Origin of the sequence: Zavarzinia sp. (genome assembly GCF_041650655.1) — a bacterium.
Classification (GTDB): domain Bacteria; phylum Pseudomonadota; class Alphaproteobacteria; order Zavarziniales; family Zavarziniaceae; genus Zavarzinia.
The window spans coordinates 1-15,720 of sequence record NZ_JBAZKR010000085.1 but is presented as its reverse complement, the minus strand read 5'-3'; the positions used below and the strand labels follow the sequence as shown (position 1 = coordinate 15,720).

At 67.7% G+C, this 15,720-nt stretch carries 17 protein-coding genes, 1 pseudogene and 1 riboswitch; of the genes and pseudogenes, 10 read left to right on the top strand and 8 right to left on the bottom strand.

Going from position 1 to position 15,720, the window contains the following annotated elements; translation table 11 throughout:
• A pseudogene (locus WC493_RS17050) lies at positions 1 to 225 on the bottom strand (imidazoleglycerol-phosphate dehydratase); the annotation flags it as partial.
• 136 nt (positions 226 to 361) lie between these two features.
• Between WC493_RS17050 and WC493_RS17045 the strand changes: the two are divergent.
• Both WC493_RS17045 and WC493_RS17040 read left to right on the top strand, forming a co-directional pair.
• On the top strand, positions 362 to 682 hold the full coding sequence (locus WC493_RS17045) for a hypothetical protein (protein WP_373066795.1): 321 nt from the start codon (positions 362 to 364) through the stop codon (positions 680 to 682).
• A 46-nt stretch (positions 683 to 728) separates the two neighbouring features.
• Positions 729 to 1,331 (top strand): NAD(P)H-dependent oxidoreductase, encoded by a 603-nt coding sequence (locus tag WC493_RS17040; protein WP_373066794.1) that lies wholly within the window; start codon positions 729 to 731, stop codon positions 1,329 to 1,331.
• A 4-nt stretch (positions 1,332 to 1,335) separates the two neighbouring features.
• Here WC493_RS17040 and WC493_RS17035 read toward each other — a convergent pair whose 3' ends face one another.
• Entirely contained in the window at positions 1,336 to 1,722 is a 387-nt protein-coding gene (locus tag WC493_RS17035; RefSeq protein ID WP_373066792.1) for a VOC family protein, read from the bottom strand.
• Between the two features lie 91 nt (positions 1,723 to 1,813).
• Positions 1,814 to 1,950: riboswitch (yybP-ykoY riboswitch) on the top strand.
• Positions 1,951 to 2,014: 64 nt separating this feature from the next.
• Between WC493_RS17035 and WC493_RS17030 the strand changes: the two genes are divergently transcribed.
• A complete protein-coding gene (locus WC493_RS17030) occupies positions 2,015 to 2,578 on the top strand; it encodes a TMEM165/GDT1 family protein (RefSeq protein ID WP_373066791.1) in 564 nt (187 codons plus the stop codon).
• Here WC493_RS17030 and WC493_RS17025 read toward each other — a convergent pair whose 3' ends face one another.
• Both WC493_RS17025 and WC493_RS17020 read right to left on the bottom strand, forming a co-directional pair.
• On the bottom strand, positions 2,579 to 3,031 hold the full coding sequence (locus WC493_RS17025) for a methylated-DNA--[protein]-cysteine S-methyltransferase (protein ID WP_373066790.1): 453 nt from the start codon (positions 3,029 to 3,031) through the stop codon (positions 2,579 to 2,581).
• Entirely contained in the window at positions 3,024 to 5,045 is a 2,022-nt protein-coding gene (locus tag WC493_RS17020) for a thioredoxin domain-containing protein (protein ID WP_373066788.1), read from the bottom strand. The genes WC493_RS17025 and WC493_RS17020 overlap by 8 nt, the downstream gene beginning before the upstream one ends.
• 87 nt (positions 5,046 to 5,132) lie before the next feature.
• On the opposite strand from WC493_RS17020, the gene WC493_RS17015 reads away from it, so the two are divergent.
• The 7 genes from WC493_RS17015 (at position 5,133) to WC493_RS16985 (ending at position 11,338) form a co-directional block, all read left to right on the top strand.
• Positions 5,133 to 5,411 carry a DUF6489 family protein gene (locus WC493_RS17015; RefSeq protein WP_373066787.1) on the top strand — a complete coding sequence of 93 codons (279 nt, stop codon included), beginning with the start codon at positions 5,133 to 5,135 and terminating at the stop codon, positions 5,409 to 5,411.
• Complete coding sequence (locus tag WC493_RS17010; protein ID WP_373066785.1) at positions 5,408 to 5,779, top strand: ferredoxin; 372 nt, start codon at positions 5,408 to 5,410, stop codon at positions 5,777 to 5,779. The genes WC493_RS17015 and WC493_RS17010 overlap by 4 nt, the downstream gene beginning before the upstream one ends.
• A 4-nt stretch (positions 5,780 to 5,783) precedes the next feature.
• Positions 5,784 to 7,076, top strand: a complete 1,293-nt coding sequence (gene mnmE, locus WC493_RS17005) for a tRNA uridine-5-carboxymethylaminomethyl(34) synthesis GTPase MnmE (protein WP_373066784.1) — start codon at positions 5,784 to 5,786, stop codon at positions 7,074 to 7,076.
• 78 nt (positions 7,077 to 7,154) lie between these two features.
• Positions 7,155 to 9,005, top strand: coding sequence for a tRNA uridine-5-carboxymethylaminomethyl(34) synthesis enzyme MnmG (gene mnmG, locus WC493_RS17000; protein WP_373066783.1), 1,851 nt, complete (start codon positions 7,155 to 7,157; stop codon positions 9,003 to 9,005).
• Complete coding sequence (gene rsmG, locus WC493_RS16995; protein ID WP_373066781.1) at positions 9,005 to 9,625, top strand: 16S rRNA (guanine(527)-N(7))-methyltransferase RsmG; 621 nt, start codon at positions 9,005 to 9,007, stop codon at positions 9,623 to 9,625. The genes mnmG and rsmG overlap by 1 nt, the downstream gene beginning before the upstream one ends.
• Positions 9,618 to 10,421, top strand: coding sequence for a ParA family protein (locus tag WC493_RS16990; protein WP_373066780.1), 804 nt, complete (start codon positions 9,618 to 9,620; stop codon positions 10,419 to 10,421). Before rsmG ends, WC493_RS16990 begins: the two co-directional genes overlap by 8 nt.
• 20 nt (positions 10,422 to 10,441) lie before the next feature.
• Positions 10,442 to 11,338: a ParB/RepB/Spo0J family partition protein gene (locus WC493_RS16985; RefSeq protein WP_373066779.1), complete on the top strand. Its 897-nt coding sequence runs from the start codon at positions 10,442 to 10,444 to the stop codon at positions 11,336 to 11,338.
• A 165-nt stretch (positions 11,339 to 11,503) separates the two neighbouring features.
• Here the strand turns inward: WC493_RS16985 and rho are convergent, their stop codons facing one another.
• The 4 genes from rho to hemE all read right to left on the bottom strand — a co-directional run bounded on the left by rho (position 11,504) and on the right by hemE (position 15,519).
• Entirely contained in the window at positions 11,504 to 12,760 is a 1,257-nt protein-coding gene (rho, locus tag WC493_RS16980) for a transcription termination factor Rho (protein WP_373066777.1), read from the bottom strand.
• A gap of 225 nt (positions 12,761 to 12,985) precedes the next feature.
• Complete coding sequence (hemJ, locus tag WC493_RS16975; RefSeq protein WP_373066776.1) at positions 12,986 to 13,429, bottom strand: protoporphyrinogen oxidase HemJ; 444 nt, start codon at positions 13,427 to 13,429, stop codon at positions 12,986 to 12,988.
• 3 nt (positions 13,430 to 13,432) lie between these two features.
• Entirely contained in the window at positions 13,433 to 14,470 is a 1,038-nt protein-coding gene (hemH, locus tag WC493_RS16970) for a ferrochelatase (protein ID WP_373066775.1), read from the bottom strand.
• Positions 14,467 to 15,519 carry a uroporphyrinogen decarboxylase gene (gene hemE / locus WC493_RS16965; protein WP_373066773.1) on the bottom strand — a complete coding sequence of 351 codons (1,053 nt, stop codon included), beginning with the start codon at positions 15,517 to 15,519 and terminating at the stop codon, positions 14,467 to 14,469. The genes hemH and hemE overlap by 4 nt, the downstream gene beginning before the upstream one ends.
• Positions 15,520 to 15,720: the final 201 nt, after the last annotated feature.

Below are 15,720 nucleotides of genomic sequence, written 5' to 3'. Positions count from 1 at the left end.
TCGCCGATGGCGATCCGTGTCTTCCGTGGTGTGGTGGAAATCGATGTGGGTGTCGCCCTTCGCCGTCACTTCGAGGTCGATCAGCGAATGCCGGGAGAGCTGTTCCAGCATGTGGTCGAGGAAGCCGATGCCCGTCGACACCTGGTATTTGCCGGTGCCGTCCAGATTGATGGTGACCGAGATTTCGGTCTCCTTCGTCTTGCGGGCGATCGTGGCGGTCCGCATCGGAAATTCCTTCATGGAAATCATGCCGCCCCTTTAGCACGGGCGCGCGTTCCAGGCCACCAAAGTCGCGGCGGCCGGGCACTGCTTTCCCTGCATCCCATGGTAGCATGACGCGGTGCAACACCGGAGAACCGCCATGGCCCAGTTCCTCGCTCCGCTCTCCTTTAACTGGCCGCTCTCGGGCGACGTCACCCAGGGTTTCGACTGGTCGGGCGCCCGCTTCGGCCTGATCAACATCGACCTCGGCTTTTCCAATGCGCCGGAGGTGGAGCGTGAGGCGTTGCGCCGGGCGGGTTCCTACGGCCGCCAGCTCGGCCAGATCGCCGATGCGTTGGAGGTCGTCCTGGCCCATGTGAAGATCGAACCGAAGAGCGAGGGGGAGAAGGATGCCCTGAAGGCCTTCCGCCTGCTCCAGGACACGATCGCCGACATCAAGCGCGAGCACAGCCGCGGCTGATCCAGGTCAAGGCGGCGGCGCCGGCGGAAGCGCCCAATGGCGCATCATGAGTACCGTGGTGACGCCGCCGAAACGTATCTTGATCGTCCAGGGTCACCCGGACGGAGATCCGGCACGGCTGTGCCGGGGGCTGGCCGACGCCTATGCCGAGGGGGCGGCGGAGGCCGGGCACGAGCTGCGCCGGATCGACCTCGCGACACTGGATTTTCCCCTGCTGCGCTCGCAGAGCGCCTATGAGAAGGAGCCGATCCCGGCGGTGCTGGAGCCCGCGGTCGAGGCGATCCGCTGGGCCGACCATCTGGTCTTCGTCTTCCCGCTCTGGCTCGGCACCATGCCCGCCCTGCTGAAAGGCTTCCTCGAACAGGTGCTGCGCCCGGGCGGCGCCTTCCTCTATCTCGAAGAGGCTGGGCCGCAGAGCCTGCTGGCCGGCAAGACCGCCCGCCTGATCGTCACCATGGGCATGCCGAGCCTCTTGTTCCGCCTGTGGTACCGGGCCCATGGCATCGCCGCCATGCGGCGCAACATCCTGGGCTTCGTCGGCATCCGGGTGGTGCGGCAGAGCCTGTTCGGCATGGTCACGGCGGCAAGGGACGAGACGCGCCGCGGCTGGCTCGACCAGATCCGCAGCGCCGGGCGGCGCGGAAACTGACCGCTCAGCTCGCCATCATGTGATAGGCGCAGAGCTTGTTGCCCGAGGGGTCGCGGACATAGGCGACATAGAATTCCGGGCTGTAGTGCGGGCGGGTGCCCGGGCCGCCCTCGTCCGTGCCGCCGGCAGCCAGGGCGGCGGCGTGGAAACGGTCGACCGTCTCGGTCGAGGCCGCCAGAAGGGCGATCATCGTGCCGTTGCCGGCGCTGACCGGGCCGCCGTCGAAGGGCTTGCAGATCAGGAGCTGCGGCGCCGGTGCGATGCCCCAGGCGGCCCAGCCGCTCTCGGCGTCGGCAAATTGCCGTTCCTGGCCGAGCACCGCCATCACCGTGTCGTAGAACTTCAGGGCGGCCTCGAAATCCTTCGCCCCGAGCGTGATATAGCCGAACATGATCGCCTCCCGAATTGGAACGAAAAAAGAACATTTTTCCCGCCGGGCGGCAATCGTTTTTCTTGTGCGCCTGATCGGCGCTTGTTATAGCCAGGGCGTCATTGGGGAGTAGTCGCCCGCGCTTTGCGGGGGATGCGTCAACAGACTTGGGGGCCCTTCGTCGGGCCGCCATGGCGCATGCAGCGGGAAACCGCCTGGCGAGACCTTTGGCAGGTCCGCGTCCGTCCTTGCAGGGTCGGGCAACGCGGCTTGCCATCGGTTGTCCGCCCGACCCTGCGCCCGGTATGGCCTCATGGAAGCCTTTCTCGTCTCGACCGGCATCGTCGCCCTCGCCGAAATGGGCGACAAGACGCAGCTGCTCGCCATCCTTCTCGCCACCCGTTTCCGCAAGCCCTGGCCGATCGTCGCCGGCATTTTCGCCGCGACCGTGGCCAATCACCTGCTGGCGGCGAGCCTGGGCGCCCTGGTCGCCGCGCATGTCGATCCCGACTGGCTGCGCTGGATCCTGGCCGCTTCCTTCATCGCCATGGGCCTGTGGATCCTGGTCCCGGACAAGGCGGACGACGAGGCGGCGGACAACGGCAAGCGCAAGCTCGGCGTCTTCCTGACCACGGCGATCGCCTTCTTCCTGGTCGAAATGGGCGACAAGACGCAGGTCGCCACGGTCGCCCTGGCGGCCCGCTTCGGCAATGCGGTGCTGGTCACCCTGGGCACCACCTTCGGCATGATGCTGGCCAATGTGCCGGCGGTGTTCCTGGGCGAGGCGGTGACGCGAGTGGTTCCGCTCGCGGTGGTGCGCGCGGTTTCCGCCGCCATCATGATCGCGGTCGGGGTGGCGACCTTCTTCGTCGTCTGATCAGAGCACGATGCCCTCGTGCTCCAGGAGCCAGCGCTTGACCGCTTCCGAGCCGCCGTAGCCGCCGAGCTTCGGCCCTGCCGCCAGCACCCGGTGGCAGGGCACCAGGAGACCGACCGGGTTTCGCCCGCAGGCCTGGCCGACCGCCTGGGCGGCGACCCCGCCGAGTGCCTTGGCCAGACTGCCGTAGGTCTCGAAGGCACCGAAGGGAATGGCGGCGATGCGGCGCCAGACCTTGCGCTGGAAGGGCGTGCCGTGGGGGGCGATGGGAAGTGCGAAGTCCCGCCGGCGGCCGGCGAAATAGTCCTCGACCTGGGCCAGGGCGAGGGCGAGCAGCATGTCCTCGCCTTCGCCGCGATCGCCGCTCGGGCTCCAGCCCGCCGCGACCACGGCATCGGCGCGGACCGTAACGTAGAAGGTTCCGATCGGGGTCTCGACCCCGCCTTCAGCCATGGCCGGCCCGCATCGTCTCGACCAGGTCGCGGGCGTTGGCCAGCGGCAAGGAACATGTGCGGTTATGGCAGACGAAGGCGCCCTCCGTATCGGTGCGCCCGAAGGCGGGATGGAGCGGCGGCAAGAGGGCGCCCGGCGCCACCCGGAGGATCGTCGCCTCCGGCACGCCGGCCCGGAAGGCCGCCTGGTGCAGGACATCCGCCGCCGGGTCGCCGTGGGCGCCGACGATCACCACCTCGACCGGCTCGGCGATCAGGGGAAAGGCGTTCATCAGGGTGGCGAGGGGGACGAAATTCTGCGTCGCCTCGCCCGCGAAGGCGCGGATCTGGGCCGCCGCCTTTTCGGTGAAGCCGGCCTCGCCGGTCAGCAGGCCCAGGCGGCCATAGACATGGGCCATGGTGCCGTTGCCGCTGGGCACCGCATTGTCGTGGGCGTTCCGCGTGCGCACGATCAGGGCTTCGGCATCGTCCGCCGTCAGGAAGAAGCCGCCGTTCACCGGATCGGCGTAATGGGCTTCCGCCTCGGCCACGAAATCGCGGGCAAGGGCAAGGAAGCGATCCTCGCCCGTCGTCTCGACCAGGGCGAGGGCGGCTTGCGCCATATTCGCCACGGCGTCGAGCGTGGCGCGCACCGGGGTGAGGCGGTCGCGCCAGGCCTGATGCAGGCGGTCGCCGGGGCGCATTTCGGCCAGCACGAAATCGAAGGCGGCGATCGCCGCGGCACGCCAGTCGTCCCGCCCGAAAACACAGGCGGCACGGGCGAGGGCCTGGATCGCCAAGCCGTTCCAATCGGCCAGCACCTTGTCGTCGAAGCCCGGGCGGACGCGGGCGGCGCGGGCGGCCAGCAGCTTGGCCCGGCAATCGTCCAGCCGGCCTTCGGCCGCGTCGTCCAGCAGTCCCAGGTGGTGCAGCCGGTTCGGGATATTGTGGCCTTCCCAATTGCCGCCCGCCGAAATGTCGTAGATCGGACAGAAGAAGGCGGCATCGGCCGGGCCCAGCACGGCCTCTACCTCCGCCTTGGTCCAGACGTAGAAACGGCCTTCCTCGCCCTCGGAATCCGCATCCAGGCTGGCCGCGAAGCCGCCTTCCGGCCGGCGCATCTCGGCCAGCAGCCAATCCGCCGTCTCGGCCACCCGGCGGGCGTAGAGCGGATTTTCCGTCCGGCACCAGACCTGGGTATAGAGATCGATCAGCAGGGCATTGTCGTAGAGCATCTTCTCGAAATGCGGCGCCAGCCAGCGGTCGTCGGTCGAATAGCGGGCGAAGCCGCCGGCCAGGTGATCATAGATGCCGCCCTGGGCCATGTTGGTCAGGGTCGTCTCGACCCGCTGGCGGCAGATCTCGTCGCCGCTGCGGAGATGGGCGCGCCACAGGAAATCGAAGACGAAGGGCTGCGGGAACTTGGGCGCCCCGCCGAGGCCGCCTTTCGCCGGGTCGACCGCCTTGGCCAGCGCTCCCGCCGCCTGATCGAGCAGGGCGAAGGAGAGGGCGCCGGGCTTCGCCGTCGCCGAGAGTTCGGACAGGATGCGGAGCAGGGCGCTGCGGTTCTTTTCGACCGCGGCAGAATCGCTCCGATAGGCTTCGGCGATGCCGCGCAGCACCTGGGGGAAGCCGGGCCTGCCATAGCGTTCCTCCGGTGGGAAATAGGTGCCGCCCCAGAAGGGCTCGCCCGCGGCATTGAGGAACATGGTGAGCGGCCAGCCACCCTGCTGGCCCATGGCGGCCAGTGCCGTCTGATAGATCGTGTCGATGTCCGGGCGTTCCTCGCGGTCGACCTTCACATTGATGAAAAGCTCGTTCATCAAGCCGGCGATGGCCGGATTCTCGAAACATTCATGGGCCATGACATGGCACCAGTGGCAGGCGGCGTAACCGACCGAGAGCAGGATCGGCTTGCCGGATTCCCGTGCCAGGCGCAACGTGTCGGCAGACCAGGGCTGCCAATGCACCGGGTTGCCGGCGTGCTGGAGAAGATAGGGGCTGGTTTCCCGGCCCAGCGCATTGCCGAGCGTCATGTTGCGTGTGCCCTTTCCTGCTTTAGACTAGTTGTTCCACGGCAGCACCCGGCGGTCGAGCGCCAACAGACGCAGAAGAGAAGGCCCATGAAAATCAACGTCGAATTCGACATCACGCCCGAAGAACTGCGTCAGACCCTGGGCCTGCCCGACCTCGAACCGCTGCAGCAGCGCGTGCTGGCCGAACTCGAACAGCGCATGATGCAATATCTCAATGTCCTCGATCCCGAGACCATCCTGAAGCAATGGGTGCCCATGGGCATCCAGGGCGGCATCCAGGGGTTCGAGAAATTGCAGGACCTGTTCTGGAGCGCCGCCTCCTCGGTGCGCGGCAAGCGGCGTGATACCAAGGAAGACAGCAAGTGAGCCTGACCGACCGTCTGCGTCCCGACGATCCCGCCCCCTATTACGAAGCCCATGTCTTCGCCTGTGTGAACGAGCGGCCGGCGGAACATCCGCGCGGCTCCTGCATGGCCCGGGGCGCCATGCTGCTGCGCAATTATATGAAGGGCAGGGCGGACCAGCTCGGCCTGAAGAATGTGCGGATCAACCAGTCCGGCTGCCTCGACCGCTGCGAACTGGGCCCGGTGATCGTGATCTATCCCGAGGGCATCTGGTACGCGCCGCGAACCCGGGAAGACATCGACGAGATCCTGGAAGTGCATCTGAAGCAGGGCGGCCGCGTCACCCGCCTGATGCTCCAGCCCGACCAGAAGCCGCCCGCCGCCGAATAGGGCCATGGCCGACACGATCTTCGCCCTGGCCAGCGGACGCGGGCGGGCCGGCGTCGCCGTGCTGCGCCTGTCCGGCCCGCTGGCCGGGTCGGCGCTGGACGCCCTGGCCGGACAGCGGCCGGAAGCGCGCCGCGCCCATCTCGCCACCCTGCGGGACCCGGTGGACGGGGTGGAGATCGACCGCGGCCTGCTGCTCTGGTTCCCGGGGCCGGCCAGTTTCACCGGCGAGGATGTCGCCGAGCTGCACTTGCACGGCGGCCGCGCCATTCTGTCCCGCATCACCGATGTGCTGATCCGCCTGGGCCTCCGCCCGGCCGGAGCCGGCGAATTCACCCGCCGCGCCTTCGAGCACGGCAAGCTGGACCTCGCCCAGGCCGAGGCGGTGGCGGACTTGGTGGATGCCGAGACCGAGGCCCAGCGGCGCCAGGCGCTGCGCCAGCTCGACGGCGCCCTCGGCCGGCTCTACGAGGGTTGGCGCGACTGGCTCAAGGTGCTGCTGGCCCGGCTCGAAGCCCTGATCGATTTCCCGGACGAGGGGCTGGACGAGGCGATCGAGGGCGAGGTCAGGGCCGGCGCCGGCCTGCTGCGGGCCGAGATCGCCGCCCACCTGGCCGACGGCCACCGGGGCGAGCGGCTGCGCGACGGCTTCGAGATCGCCATCACCGGCGCCCCCAATGTCGGCAAATCGAGCCTGCTCAACCGTCTCTCCGCCACGGAGGCGGCGATCGTCTCCGACATGCCGGGTACCACGCGGGACGTGATCGAGGTCGCCCTCGACCTCGGCGGTTACCGGGTCGTGCTGATCGATACCGCGGGCCTGCGCGAGACCGAGGACCCGATCGAACGGGAAGGGGTGCGCCGCGCCCGCGCAAGGGCGGAATCGGCCGACCTCCGCCTGGAGGTGATCGTGCCCGGCGACCCGCTGCCGCCGCCGGGCGAGGGGGCGCGCCTCGTCGTCCTGAACAAGGCCGACCTCGGCCCCGGCCCGGCAGAGGCGCTGCCGGTCTCGGCCCGCACCGGGGCAGGAATCGGCGAACTGCTGGCCATGCTCGGGCAGACGGTGGCCGAGCGGCTGAACCCCGGAGAAGCCCCGGCGATCACGCGGGCGCGCCATCGCCTGGCGGTCGAGGCGTCACTCTCCGCGCTCGACCGGGCGCTCGATCCCCTGGCGCTGCCGCCGGAACTGCGGGCGGAGGACCTGCGCCAGGCGCTGCGCGATCTCGGCCGGGTGGTCGGCACCGTCGATGTCGAGGACCTGCTCGACGTCATCTTCTCGGAATTCTGCATCGGCAAGTGAGCGACTGTTTCACGTGAAACAATGGGCTTCGCGATCTCGTCATTTGACTGTGGCGCGCCGCGCCCTAAAGTGCCGGCCATGACGGACTTCGACGTGATCGTGATCGGCGGCGGCCATGCGGGCTGCGAAGCCGCGGCTGCCGCGGCGCGCTTCGGCGCGCGCACCCTGCTGCTCACCCACAAGGCCGAAACGATCGGCGAAATGTCCTGCAACCCGGCCATCGGCGGCCTGGCCAAGGGCCATCTGGTGCGCGAGATCGACGCCCTCGACGGCGTCATGGCCAAGGCGATCGACCGCGGCGGCATCCAGTTCCGCGTTCTCAACCAGTCCAAGGGACCGGCGGTGCGCGGCCCGCGCGCCCAGGCCGACCGCAAGCTCTACCGCCAGGCCATGCAGGGTCTGCTGGCAGACCAGGCCAATCTGACCATCCTGGCCGCCGCCGCCGAAGACCTGATCGTCGAACAGGGGCGGGTGGCCGGTGTCGTGCTGGCCGACGGGCGGGAGCTCCGCTGCGGCGCCGTGGTGCTGACCACCGGCACTTTCCTGCGCGGCCTCATCCATATCGGCGAGGAGAAGATCCCCGCCGGCCGGGTGGGGGAGGCGCCGTCTCTCGGCCTGTCCGCCACGCTCGCCCGCCTCGGTTTCGCCCTCGGCCGGCTGAAGACCGGCACGCCGCCCCGGCTGGACGGCCGCACCATCGATTGGGCGGGCCTCGAGATGCAGGCCGGCGACGACCCGCCGCAGCCCTTCTCCTTCCTGACCGAGCGCATCGAGACGCCGCAGATCGCCTGCGGCATCACCTATACCAGCGAGGCGAGCCACGCCCTGATCCGCGCCAACCTGCATCGCGCGCCGATGTATTCCGGGCAGATCGAAGGCACCGGTCCGCGCTACTGCCCCTCGGTCGAGGACAAGGTGGTGCGTTTCGCCGAGAAGGAACGCCACCAGATCTTCCTGGAACCGGAAGGGCTGGACGACGACACGGTCTATCCCAACGGCATTTCGACCTCCCTGCCGCGCGACGTCCAGGCCGGCCTGCTGAAGACCATCCCGGGCCTGGAGCGGGCGCATATGATCCGCCCCGGCTATGCCATCGAATACGACTATGTCGACCCGCGCGAACTGAGCCATCTGCTGGAGACGCGGCGCTGCCCCGGCCTGTTCCTGGCCGGCCAGATCAACGGCACCACCGGCTATGAAGAAGCGGCGGCCCAGGGCCTGATGGCCGGGCTCAATGCCGCGCGAAAGGCCGGGGGCGGGGAGGGCGTGGTGCTCGACCGCGCCGATGCCTATATCGGCGTGCTGATCGACGACCTGGTGACACGCGGGACGCGGGAACCCTACCGCATGTTCACCAGCCGGGCCGAATACCGCCTGCTGCTGCGCGCCGACAATGCCGACCGCCGCCTGACCGAGAAGGGCCTCGGTTTCGGCTGCGTCGGCGCCGCCCGGGCCGATGCCTTCGCCGCCAAGAAACAGGCGGTGGACACCGCCCTCGCCTATGCCCGCGACACCCGCGTGACCCCGCCCGAGGCGGCGCGTCATGGCCTGCCGGTCAATCAGGACGGCCAGCGGCGCTCGCTGCTCGACCTGCTGCGCCTGCCCGGTGTCACCCTGGGGCGGGTGGCGGAACTCTGGCCCGGCCTGGCCGGGCTCGACCCGGCGGTGGCCGAACAGGTCGCGGTGGAGGCGCTCTATGCCGGCTATCTCGACCGGGTGGAAGCCGATATCCGCGCCTTCCGGCGCGACGAGGAACTGGCCCTGCCGGCCGACCTCGACTATCGCGCCGTCGGCGGGTTGTCGGCCGAGATCCGGCTGAAGCTCGATGCCGCACGGCCGCCCACCCTCGGGTCGGCCGCGCGCATCTCCGGCGTCACCCCGGCAGCGCTGACGGCGCTGCTCGCCCATGTGAAGAAGCGGGTGGCCTGATGGCGCGTTCCTTCAGCCGCGACGACTTCGCCGCGGGTTTTCCTGTTTCACGTGAAACATTGGAGCGCCTGGCCGCCTATGCCGACCTCCTGGTGAAGTGGCAGAGCAAGATCAATCTCGTCGGCCCCGCCACATTGCCGGACCTCTGGCAGCGCCATTTCCTCGATTCGGCGCAGCTTTACCCGCTGTTGCCGGAGAAGCGGCCGCTCCGCCTTGTCGATCTCGGTTCGGGCGCCGGTTTCCCGGGCCTTGTCCTGGCGATCCTGGGGGCGGGCGACGTCCATCTGGTCGAGAGCGACCAGCGCAAATGCGCTTTCCTGCGCGAGGCGGCGCGAATCACCCAGACGGCGGTGACCATCCACGCCCTTCGCATCGAGACGCTGGCACCGCTCGAGGCGGACGTGATTACCGCGCGTGCCCTGGCCCCGCTCGAGAAACTGCTCGATTGGGCGGCACCGCACCGAACTGCCCACACTATTCACCTTATCCCCAAGGGTAAGGAGGCCGAGGCCGAATTGACCCAGGCGTCCCGGCGCTTCACACTGGAGGTCGAGCGGCACCGGAGTCTGACCGATCCCGCCGCCACCATCTTCCAGATCCGGGTGACCGACCATGACTGATGTCCGGCAAGCGGGTGTGCGTATCATCGCCATTGCCAACCAGAAGGGCGGTGTGGGCAAGACCACCACGGCGATCAACCTCGGCACCGCGCTGGCGGCGACCGGGCGAAAAGTGCTGATCCTGGATCTCGACCCCCAGGGCAATGCCTCGACCGGGGTCGGCGTCGACCGTTCCGCGCGCGAGATCACCTCCTACGACGCCCTGATGGGCGAGGCCACGCTGGAAGAGGCATTGGTCGGGACCGCCATCCCGAACCTCTTCCTGGTACCCTCGACCATCGATCTTTCCGGCGCCGAACTGGAACTGGTCGATCAGGAGCGCCGTGCCCACCGCCTGAAGGAGGCGTTGGCCGCGCCGATGATCACGCGCGATTTCGATTATGTGCTGATCGACTGCCCGCCCTCGCTGAACCTGCTGACGCTGAATGCCATGGTCGCGGCGGATTCCGTGCTGGTGCCCCTGCAGTGCGAATTCTTCGCCCTGGAGGGCTTGAGCCTGCTGCTCCGCACGATCGAGCAGGTGCGCGGCAGCTTCAACCCGGCCCTCGAGATCCAGGGCGTCGTGCTCACCATGTACGACAACCGCAACAACCTGTCCGACCAGGTGGCGGCGGATGTCCGCGGCTTCCTGGGCGCCAAGGTCTACAACACGGTGATCCCGCGCAACGTGCGCATTTCCGAAGCGCCCAGCCACGGCCAGCCCGCCCTGGTCTATGATCACCGCTGCGCCGGCAGCCAGGCCTATATCCGCCTGGCCAGCGAACTTCTGCGCCGGGAAGAACCCCGCGCCGCCTAATACCGAAGGATCACGTTTCGATGGCAGAAGAACCCCGCAAGAAGGGGCTGGGCCGCGGCCTGTCCGCCCTGATGGGTGAAGTACGCGAAGCAGTCGCCACCCCGGCCCAGGGGAGCGAGCGGCCGCGCGGCTTGCGTGAACTGCCGATCGAACAATTGCAGCCCAACCCGAAGCAACCACGCAAGCGCTTCACGCCCGAGGCGCTGGAAGAGCTGGTCACCTCGATCAAGGCGCGCGGCATCCTCCAGCCGATCCTGGTGCGCCGCCTCGGCACCGCCGAACGCTATGAGATCATCGCGGGCGAGCGGCGCTGGCGCGCGGCCCAGACGGCCCAGCTCCACAGCGTGCCGGTGGTGGTGAAGGATTTCACCGACGCCGAGGTGATGGAAGTCGCCCTGGTCGAGAACATCCAGCGCGCCGACCTGACGCCGATCGAGGAAGCCGCCGGCTATCAGCGCCTGATCGAGGAATTCGGCCATACCCAGGAAGCGCTGGCCCAGGTGGTCGGCAAATCGCGCAGCCATATCGCCAACCTGCTGCGCCTGTTGACCCTGCCGGGTCCGGTCAAGGAACTGGTGGAGCAGGGGGCGCTGTCGGCCGGCCATGCCCGCGCCCTGATCGGCCTGCCCGACGCCGCCGTCCTGGCCAAGAAGGCGGTCGACCAGGGCCTGACCGTGCGCCAAATGGAAGAACTGGCCAAGAGGGCCAAGGCCCCGGCGACTGCCGCGGCGGCCTTCGGTGGCGCCCCGGCCAAGGACATGGACACGCTCGAACTCGAGGGCAATCTCTCCGCCGCCCTCGGCCTGCCGGTCTCGATCGCCCACAAGGGCGACGCCGGCGGCACGCTGACCATCCGCTACCGGACGCTGGACGAATTGGATTCGGTCTGCGCCAAGCTCAGCCGGGTCGAGGACTGAGCGAGCCTTTATCTTTCAAAGGTGATTGCCGCTTGCCACCAGTAACGGCCCCCGAAGTGGGGCCGTTCCCGCCAAAGGCGGGGCGCGGAGCAGGCCGGCCATAGGCCGGCACATAGCGGAGAGCAGAAGCCGAGGGGGCCGGATGGCCCCCGCCGGCGCCTGAGGCTACGAATTCATCGAGTCGAAGAATTCGCCGTTGGTCTTGGTGTGCTTCAGCTTGTCGAGCAGGAATTCGATCGCGTCGACCGGACCCATGGGCATCAGGATGCGGCGCAGCACCCACATTTTGGACAGGGTGCCCTTGTCGACCAGCAGCTCTTCCTTGCGGGTGCCGGACTTGGTGATGTCGATCGCCGGGAAGGTGCGCTTGTCGGCGATCTTGCGGTCCAGGATGATTTCCGAGTTACCGGTGCCCTTGAACTCTTCGAAGATCACTTCGTCCATGCGGCTGCCGGTATCGATCAGCGCGGTCGCGATGATGGTGAGCGAGCCGCCTTCCTCGATATTGCGGGCGGCACCGAAGAAGCGCTTCGGGCGCTGCAGGGCGTTGGCGTCGACACCGCCGGTCAGCACCTTGCCGGACGAGGGCACGACGGTGTTGTAGGCGCGGGCGAGGCGGGTGATCGAATCGAGCAGGATGACCACGTCACGCTTGTGTTCGACCAGGCGCTTGGCCTTCTCGATCACCATTTCGGCAACCTGGACGTGACGCACCGCCGGCTCGTCGAAGGTGGAGGAAATGACTTCGCCCTTCACCGACCGGCTCATGTCGGTCACTTCTTCCGGCCGTTCGTCGATCAGCAGGACGATCAGATAGACTTCCGGGTGATTGCCGGTGATGGCATGGGCGACGTTCTGCAGCAGCACGGTCTTGCCGGTGCGCGGCGGCGCCACGATCAGGGCGCGCTGGCCCTTGCCCAGCGGTGAGATCAGATCGATTACACGGGCCGAGCGGTCCTTGATGGTCGGATCGGTCGGCTCGAGGTTGAGCCGCTGATTGGGATAGAGCGGCGTCAGATTGTCGAAATGGACCTTGTGGCGGACCGCCTCGGGATCCTCGAAATTGATCGTGTTGACCTTGAGCAGGGCGAAGTAACGCTCGCCGTCCTTGGGTGCGCGGATCTGGCCGTCCACCGTGTCGCCGGTGCGAAGGCCGAAGCGGCGGATCTGGCTCGGGCTGACGTAGATGTCGTCGGGACCGGGCAGGTAGTTCGCCTCGGGCGCGCGCAGGAAGCCGAAGCCGTCCTGCAGGATCTCGAGGACGCCGCCGCCGTCGATCTCGATCTCCTTTTCCGCAAGCTGCTTGAGGATCGCGAACATCATGTCCTGCTTGCGCAGGGTCGATGCGTTCTCGACCTCCAACTCCTCGGCGTAAGCCAGAAGTTCGGTCGGGGATTTTTCCTTGAGTTCCTGAAGATTCATCGCGAGTTACCGGCGCCAATGAGCAGCGAGGGGGAGGGAGATTCGGCCGGTCGATCCCGTGCTGGCAGAACCAGGAACAGGGGCCCATAGAGGGCGAATGCTGCGACCAGACCCGAAGAGGAGGAGAGCGTCCGAAAGACCCGGCCCAGAGGACTGGCGGTCATGGCGAACAGGCGGCACCTTGCGCTGCGAAGGGCCGCCTGTCAAACGGAAGTTTCAGCGCCCTCAGAAGGGCTTCAGCACGACCAGCGGCACGATGATGATGAAGAGCACCGTCGGCACTTCGTTCAGGATCCGATAGTAGCGGGCGGAATGGGGCCGCTCGTCCCGGCCGAAGCGCCGCACCTCGCCGACCAGCACGCCGTGGATGCCGCTCATCAGCAGGACCAGGAACATCTTGGCGTGGAACCAGGCGCCGGTATTCCAGGCATGGGTCGCGGCGGCGAGCGACAGGCCGAAGATCCAGGTCGCGATCATCGAGGGATTGATGATCGCCTTGAGCAGGCGGCGTTCCATCACCTTGAAGGTCTCGGAGGCGTCGGAACCCGCCGCCTTGTCCGTGTGATAGACGAAGAGCCGGGGCAGATAGAACATGCCGGCCATCCAGGTGGTGAAGGCGATGATGTGCAGAACCTTCAGCAGGCTGTAGTTCGCGGCGAAAAATTCCATGTCCTAACCCTTGCACAGACAGCCGGACCATTCCGGTCCGCAGATCCTGACCTCGCCGTCGGGCGCCACCGTCTCGCGGCCGACCTTGGCCGCCACCAGCCGGGCCAGGCCGGCGATGAAGGCGGGATCGGTGCCCACCGCCGGCACCCGGTGATAGGCCGGCACCCCGGCAGCCTCGGCCAGGTGACGATATTCGATGTCGAGTTCGACCAGCGTCTCCGAATGTTCCGAGACGAAGGCGACCGGCACCACGACGAGGCCGCAGCCGTCCCGCCCGGCCCGGGCGATCTCGTCCTCGGTATAGGGACCGATCCATTCGAGCGGGCCGACCCGGCTCTGGTAGGAGACCACCCAGTCGAGATCCGGCCGGTTCAGGGCACGCGCCACGGCCTTGGCCGTCGCCTCGACCTGGACCTGATAGGGATCGCCCGCGGCGACCACCTTCTTGGGCAGGCCATGGGCGGAGAACAGGATGCGCAGGCGTTGATCCGGATTGGCATCGAGCACGCGGGCGATCGCCAGGGCCTGGGCCTGGACGAAGCCCTGTTCGACCGGATAGCAGCAGACGGCCGAGGTCCGCGCCGTGATCCCGGCCTTTTCCGCCACCCCCCGCCATTCCTTCAGGGACGAGGCTGTGGTGGTGGTCGAGAACTGGGGGTAGAGCGGCAGCAGGACGACCTGATCCGGGGCATAGGCGGCCACCGCCTTGGCGACATCGGCCGCCCGCGGGTGCCAATAGCGCATGGCGACGAAGACCTTGACCTTCATGCCGAGATCGAAGGCTTCGAGCGCCGACGTGAGCGCCTGGCCCTGCGCCTCGGTCAGGGGCAGCAGGGGCGAGCGGCCACCGATCTTTTCGTAGATCGCAGCGGCCGTGGGCGCCCGCTTCCCGGAGATCATGCGCGCCACGAACCAGCGGAGCGGCTGGGGCAGGCGGATGATCGCCGGATCCGAGAACAGGTTGAACAGGAAGGGCTTCACCGCAGCCGGCGAATCCGGCCCGCCCAGATTGAACAGGACGACGGCGAGCCGGGCCGTCACGGCGTCCAACTCCTGATGCGGCGGGCCAGGGCGGCGACATGGTCCGGCGGCGTTTCCGGCACCACGCCGTGGCCCAGATTGAAGACGAAACGCCGTGGCCCGAGGGTCGAGAGCAATTCGTCGATGCCACGCTCCAGAGCGGCACCACCGGCGACCAGCAAGAGAGGATCCAGATTGCCCTGGACGACCGCACCGGGCTGCACCCGGTCGCGGACGAAGGAAAGGGGCACGGCGGCATCGATGCCGACCGCCTCGACCCCCGTAGCGGGCGCCAGCTCGGGCAGCATGGCCCCGATCCCCTTGGCGAAGCCGATCACCGGGACATGGGGGAAACGAGCCTTCAGCGCGGCCCTGATGCGCGCGATCGGGGCGAAGACCCAGCGCCGCATCTCCGCCTCCGGCAGGGAGCCGGCCCAGGTATCGAAGATCTGTATCGCTTCGGCCCCGGCTTCGACCTGCGCCGCCAGATAATCGATGGTCACCTCGGTGACGAGGTCGATCAGGCGGCCAAAGCCTTCGGGATCGCGATAAGCCCAGAGGCGCGCCGGCTTCTGATCGGACGTGCCCTGGCCCGCGACCATGTAGGTGGCGACCGTCCAGGGTGCCCCGGCGAAACCGATCAGGGCGACATCGCCTGGCAAGCGCTTCGCCAGCAGACGGACCGTCTCATAGACCGCGCCGACCTTGTCGTGGAAGCCTTCCCGAGTCAGGCGATCGATGCCGGCCCCATCGGTCACCGGATCGAGCCTCGGCCCTTCACCTTCGACGAAGCGCACGCGCTGGCCGAGACCATGGGGCACCAGGAGGATGTCGGCGAACAGAATGGCGGCATCCATGCCGAAGCGGTCGATCGGCTGCAGCGTGACGGCACAGGCCTTTTCGGGATCGAGACAGAAGGCGACGAAATCCGGTGGCGTCGCTCTGACCGCCAGATATTCGGGCAGATAGCGGCCAGCCTGACGCATCAGCCAGAAAGGCGGCCGGTCGATTGCCTCGCCGTTCAGAGCCTTCAGGAAGCGCTTCGATTTTACCGACAGGGACTCCGCCAATTTCTAACCTATTTATAAATCTTAAGATTGTAGTGGTGAGTGGATGCCTGTGGATCACGGGGATTGTCGTCTCGCCCCGATTTTTCCCCAGTTCCGCCCGATGGAGGTTGTTCCGTCTCTTCAGTAGTGGCTAATTCGGTGCAAGTCGAGGCTCCCGCGCGGTTTCGGCAGCGGGAATTCCGGGGATAAGATTCCGGCACC

What these genes read in the sequence shown, in the direction of transcription:
- WC493_RS17045 (WP_373066795.1), top strand. Translation starts at nt 362, where the DNA reads ATGGCCCAGTTCCTCGCTCCGCTCTCCTTTAACTGGCCGCTCTCGGGC.
- WC493_RS17040 (WP_373066794.1), top strand. Translation starts at nt 729, where the DNA reads ATGAGTACCGTGGTGACGCCGCCGAAACGTATCTTGATCGTCCAGGGT.
- WC493_RS17035 (WP_373066792.1), bottom strand. Translation starts at nt 1,722, where the DNA reads ATGTTCGGCTATATCACGCTCGGGGCGAAGGATTTCGAGGCCGCCCTG.
- WC493_RS17030 (WP_373066791.1), top strand. Translation starts at nt 2,015, where the DNA reads ATGGAAGCCTTTCTCGTCTCGACCGGCATCGTCGCCCTCGCCGAAATG.
- WC493_RS17025 (WP_373066790.1), bottom strand. Translation starts at nt 3,031, where the DNA reads ATGGCTGAAGGCGGGGTCGAGACCCCGATCGGAACCTTCTACGTTACG.
- WC493_RS17020 (WP_373066788.1), bottom strand. Translation starts at nt 5,045, where the DNA reads ATGACGCTCGGCAATGCGCTGGGCCGGGAAACCAGCCCCTATCTTCTC.
- WC493_RS17015 (WP_373066787.1), top strand. Translation starts at nt 5,133, where the DNA reads ATGAAAATCAACGTCGAATTCGACATCACGCCCGAAGAACTGCGTCAG.
- mnmE (WP_373066784.1), top strand. Translation starts at nt 5,784, where the DNA reads ATGGCCGACACGATCTTCGCCCTGGCCAGCGGACGCGGGCGGGCCGGC.
- mnmG (WP_373066783.1), top strand. Translation starts at nt 7,155, where the DNA reads ATGACGGACTTCGACGTGATCGTGATCGGCGGCGGCCATGCGGGCTGC.
- rsmG (WP_373066781.1), top strand. Translation starts at nt 9,005, where the DNA reads ATGGCGCGTTCCTTCAGCCGCGACGACTTCGCCGCGGGTTTTCCTGTT.
- WC493_RS16990 (WP_373066780.1), top strand. Translation starts at nt 9,618, where the DNA reads ATGACTGATGTCCGGCAAGCGGGTGTGCGTATCATCGCCATTGCCAAC.
- WC493_RS16985 (WP_373066779.1), top strand. Translation starts at nt 10,442, where the DNA reads ATGGCAGAAGAACCCCGCAAGAAGGGGCTGGGCCGCGGCCTGTCCGCC.
- rho (WP_373066777.1), bottom strand. Translation starts at nt 12,760, where the DNA reads ATGAATCTTCAGGAACTCAAGGAAAAATCCCCGACCGAACTTCTGGCT.
- hemJ (WP_373066776.1), bottom strand. Translation starts at nt 13,429, where the DNA reads ATGGAATTTTTCGCCGCGAACTACAGCCTGCTGAAGGTTCTGCACATC.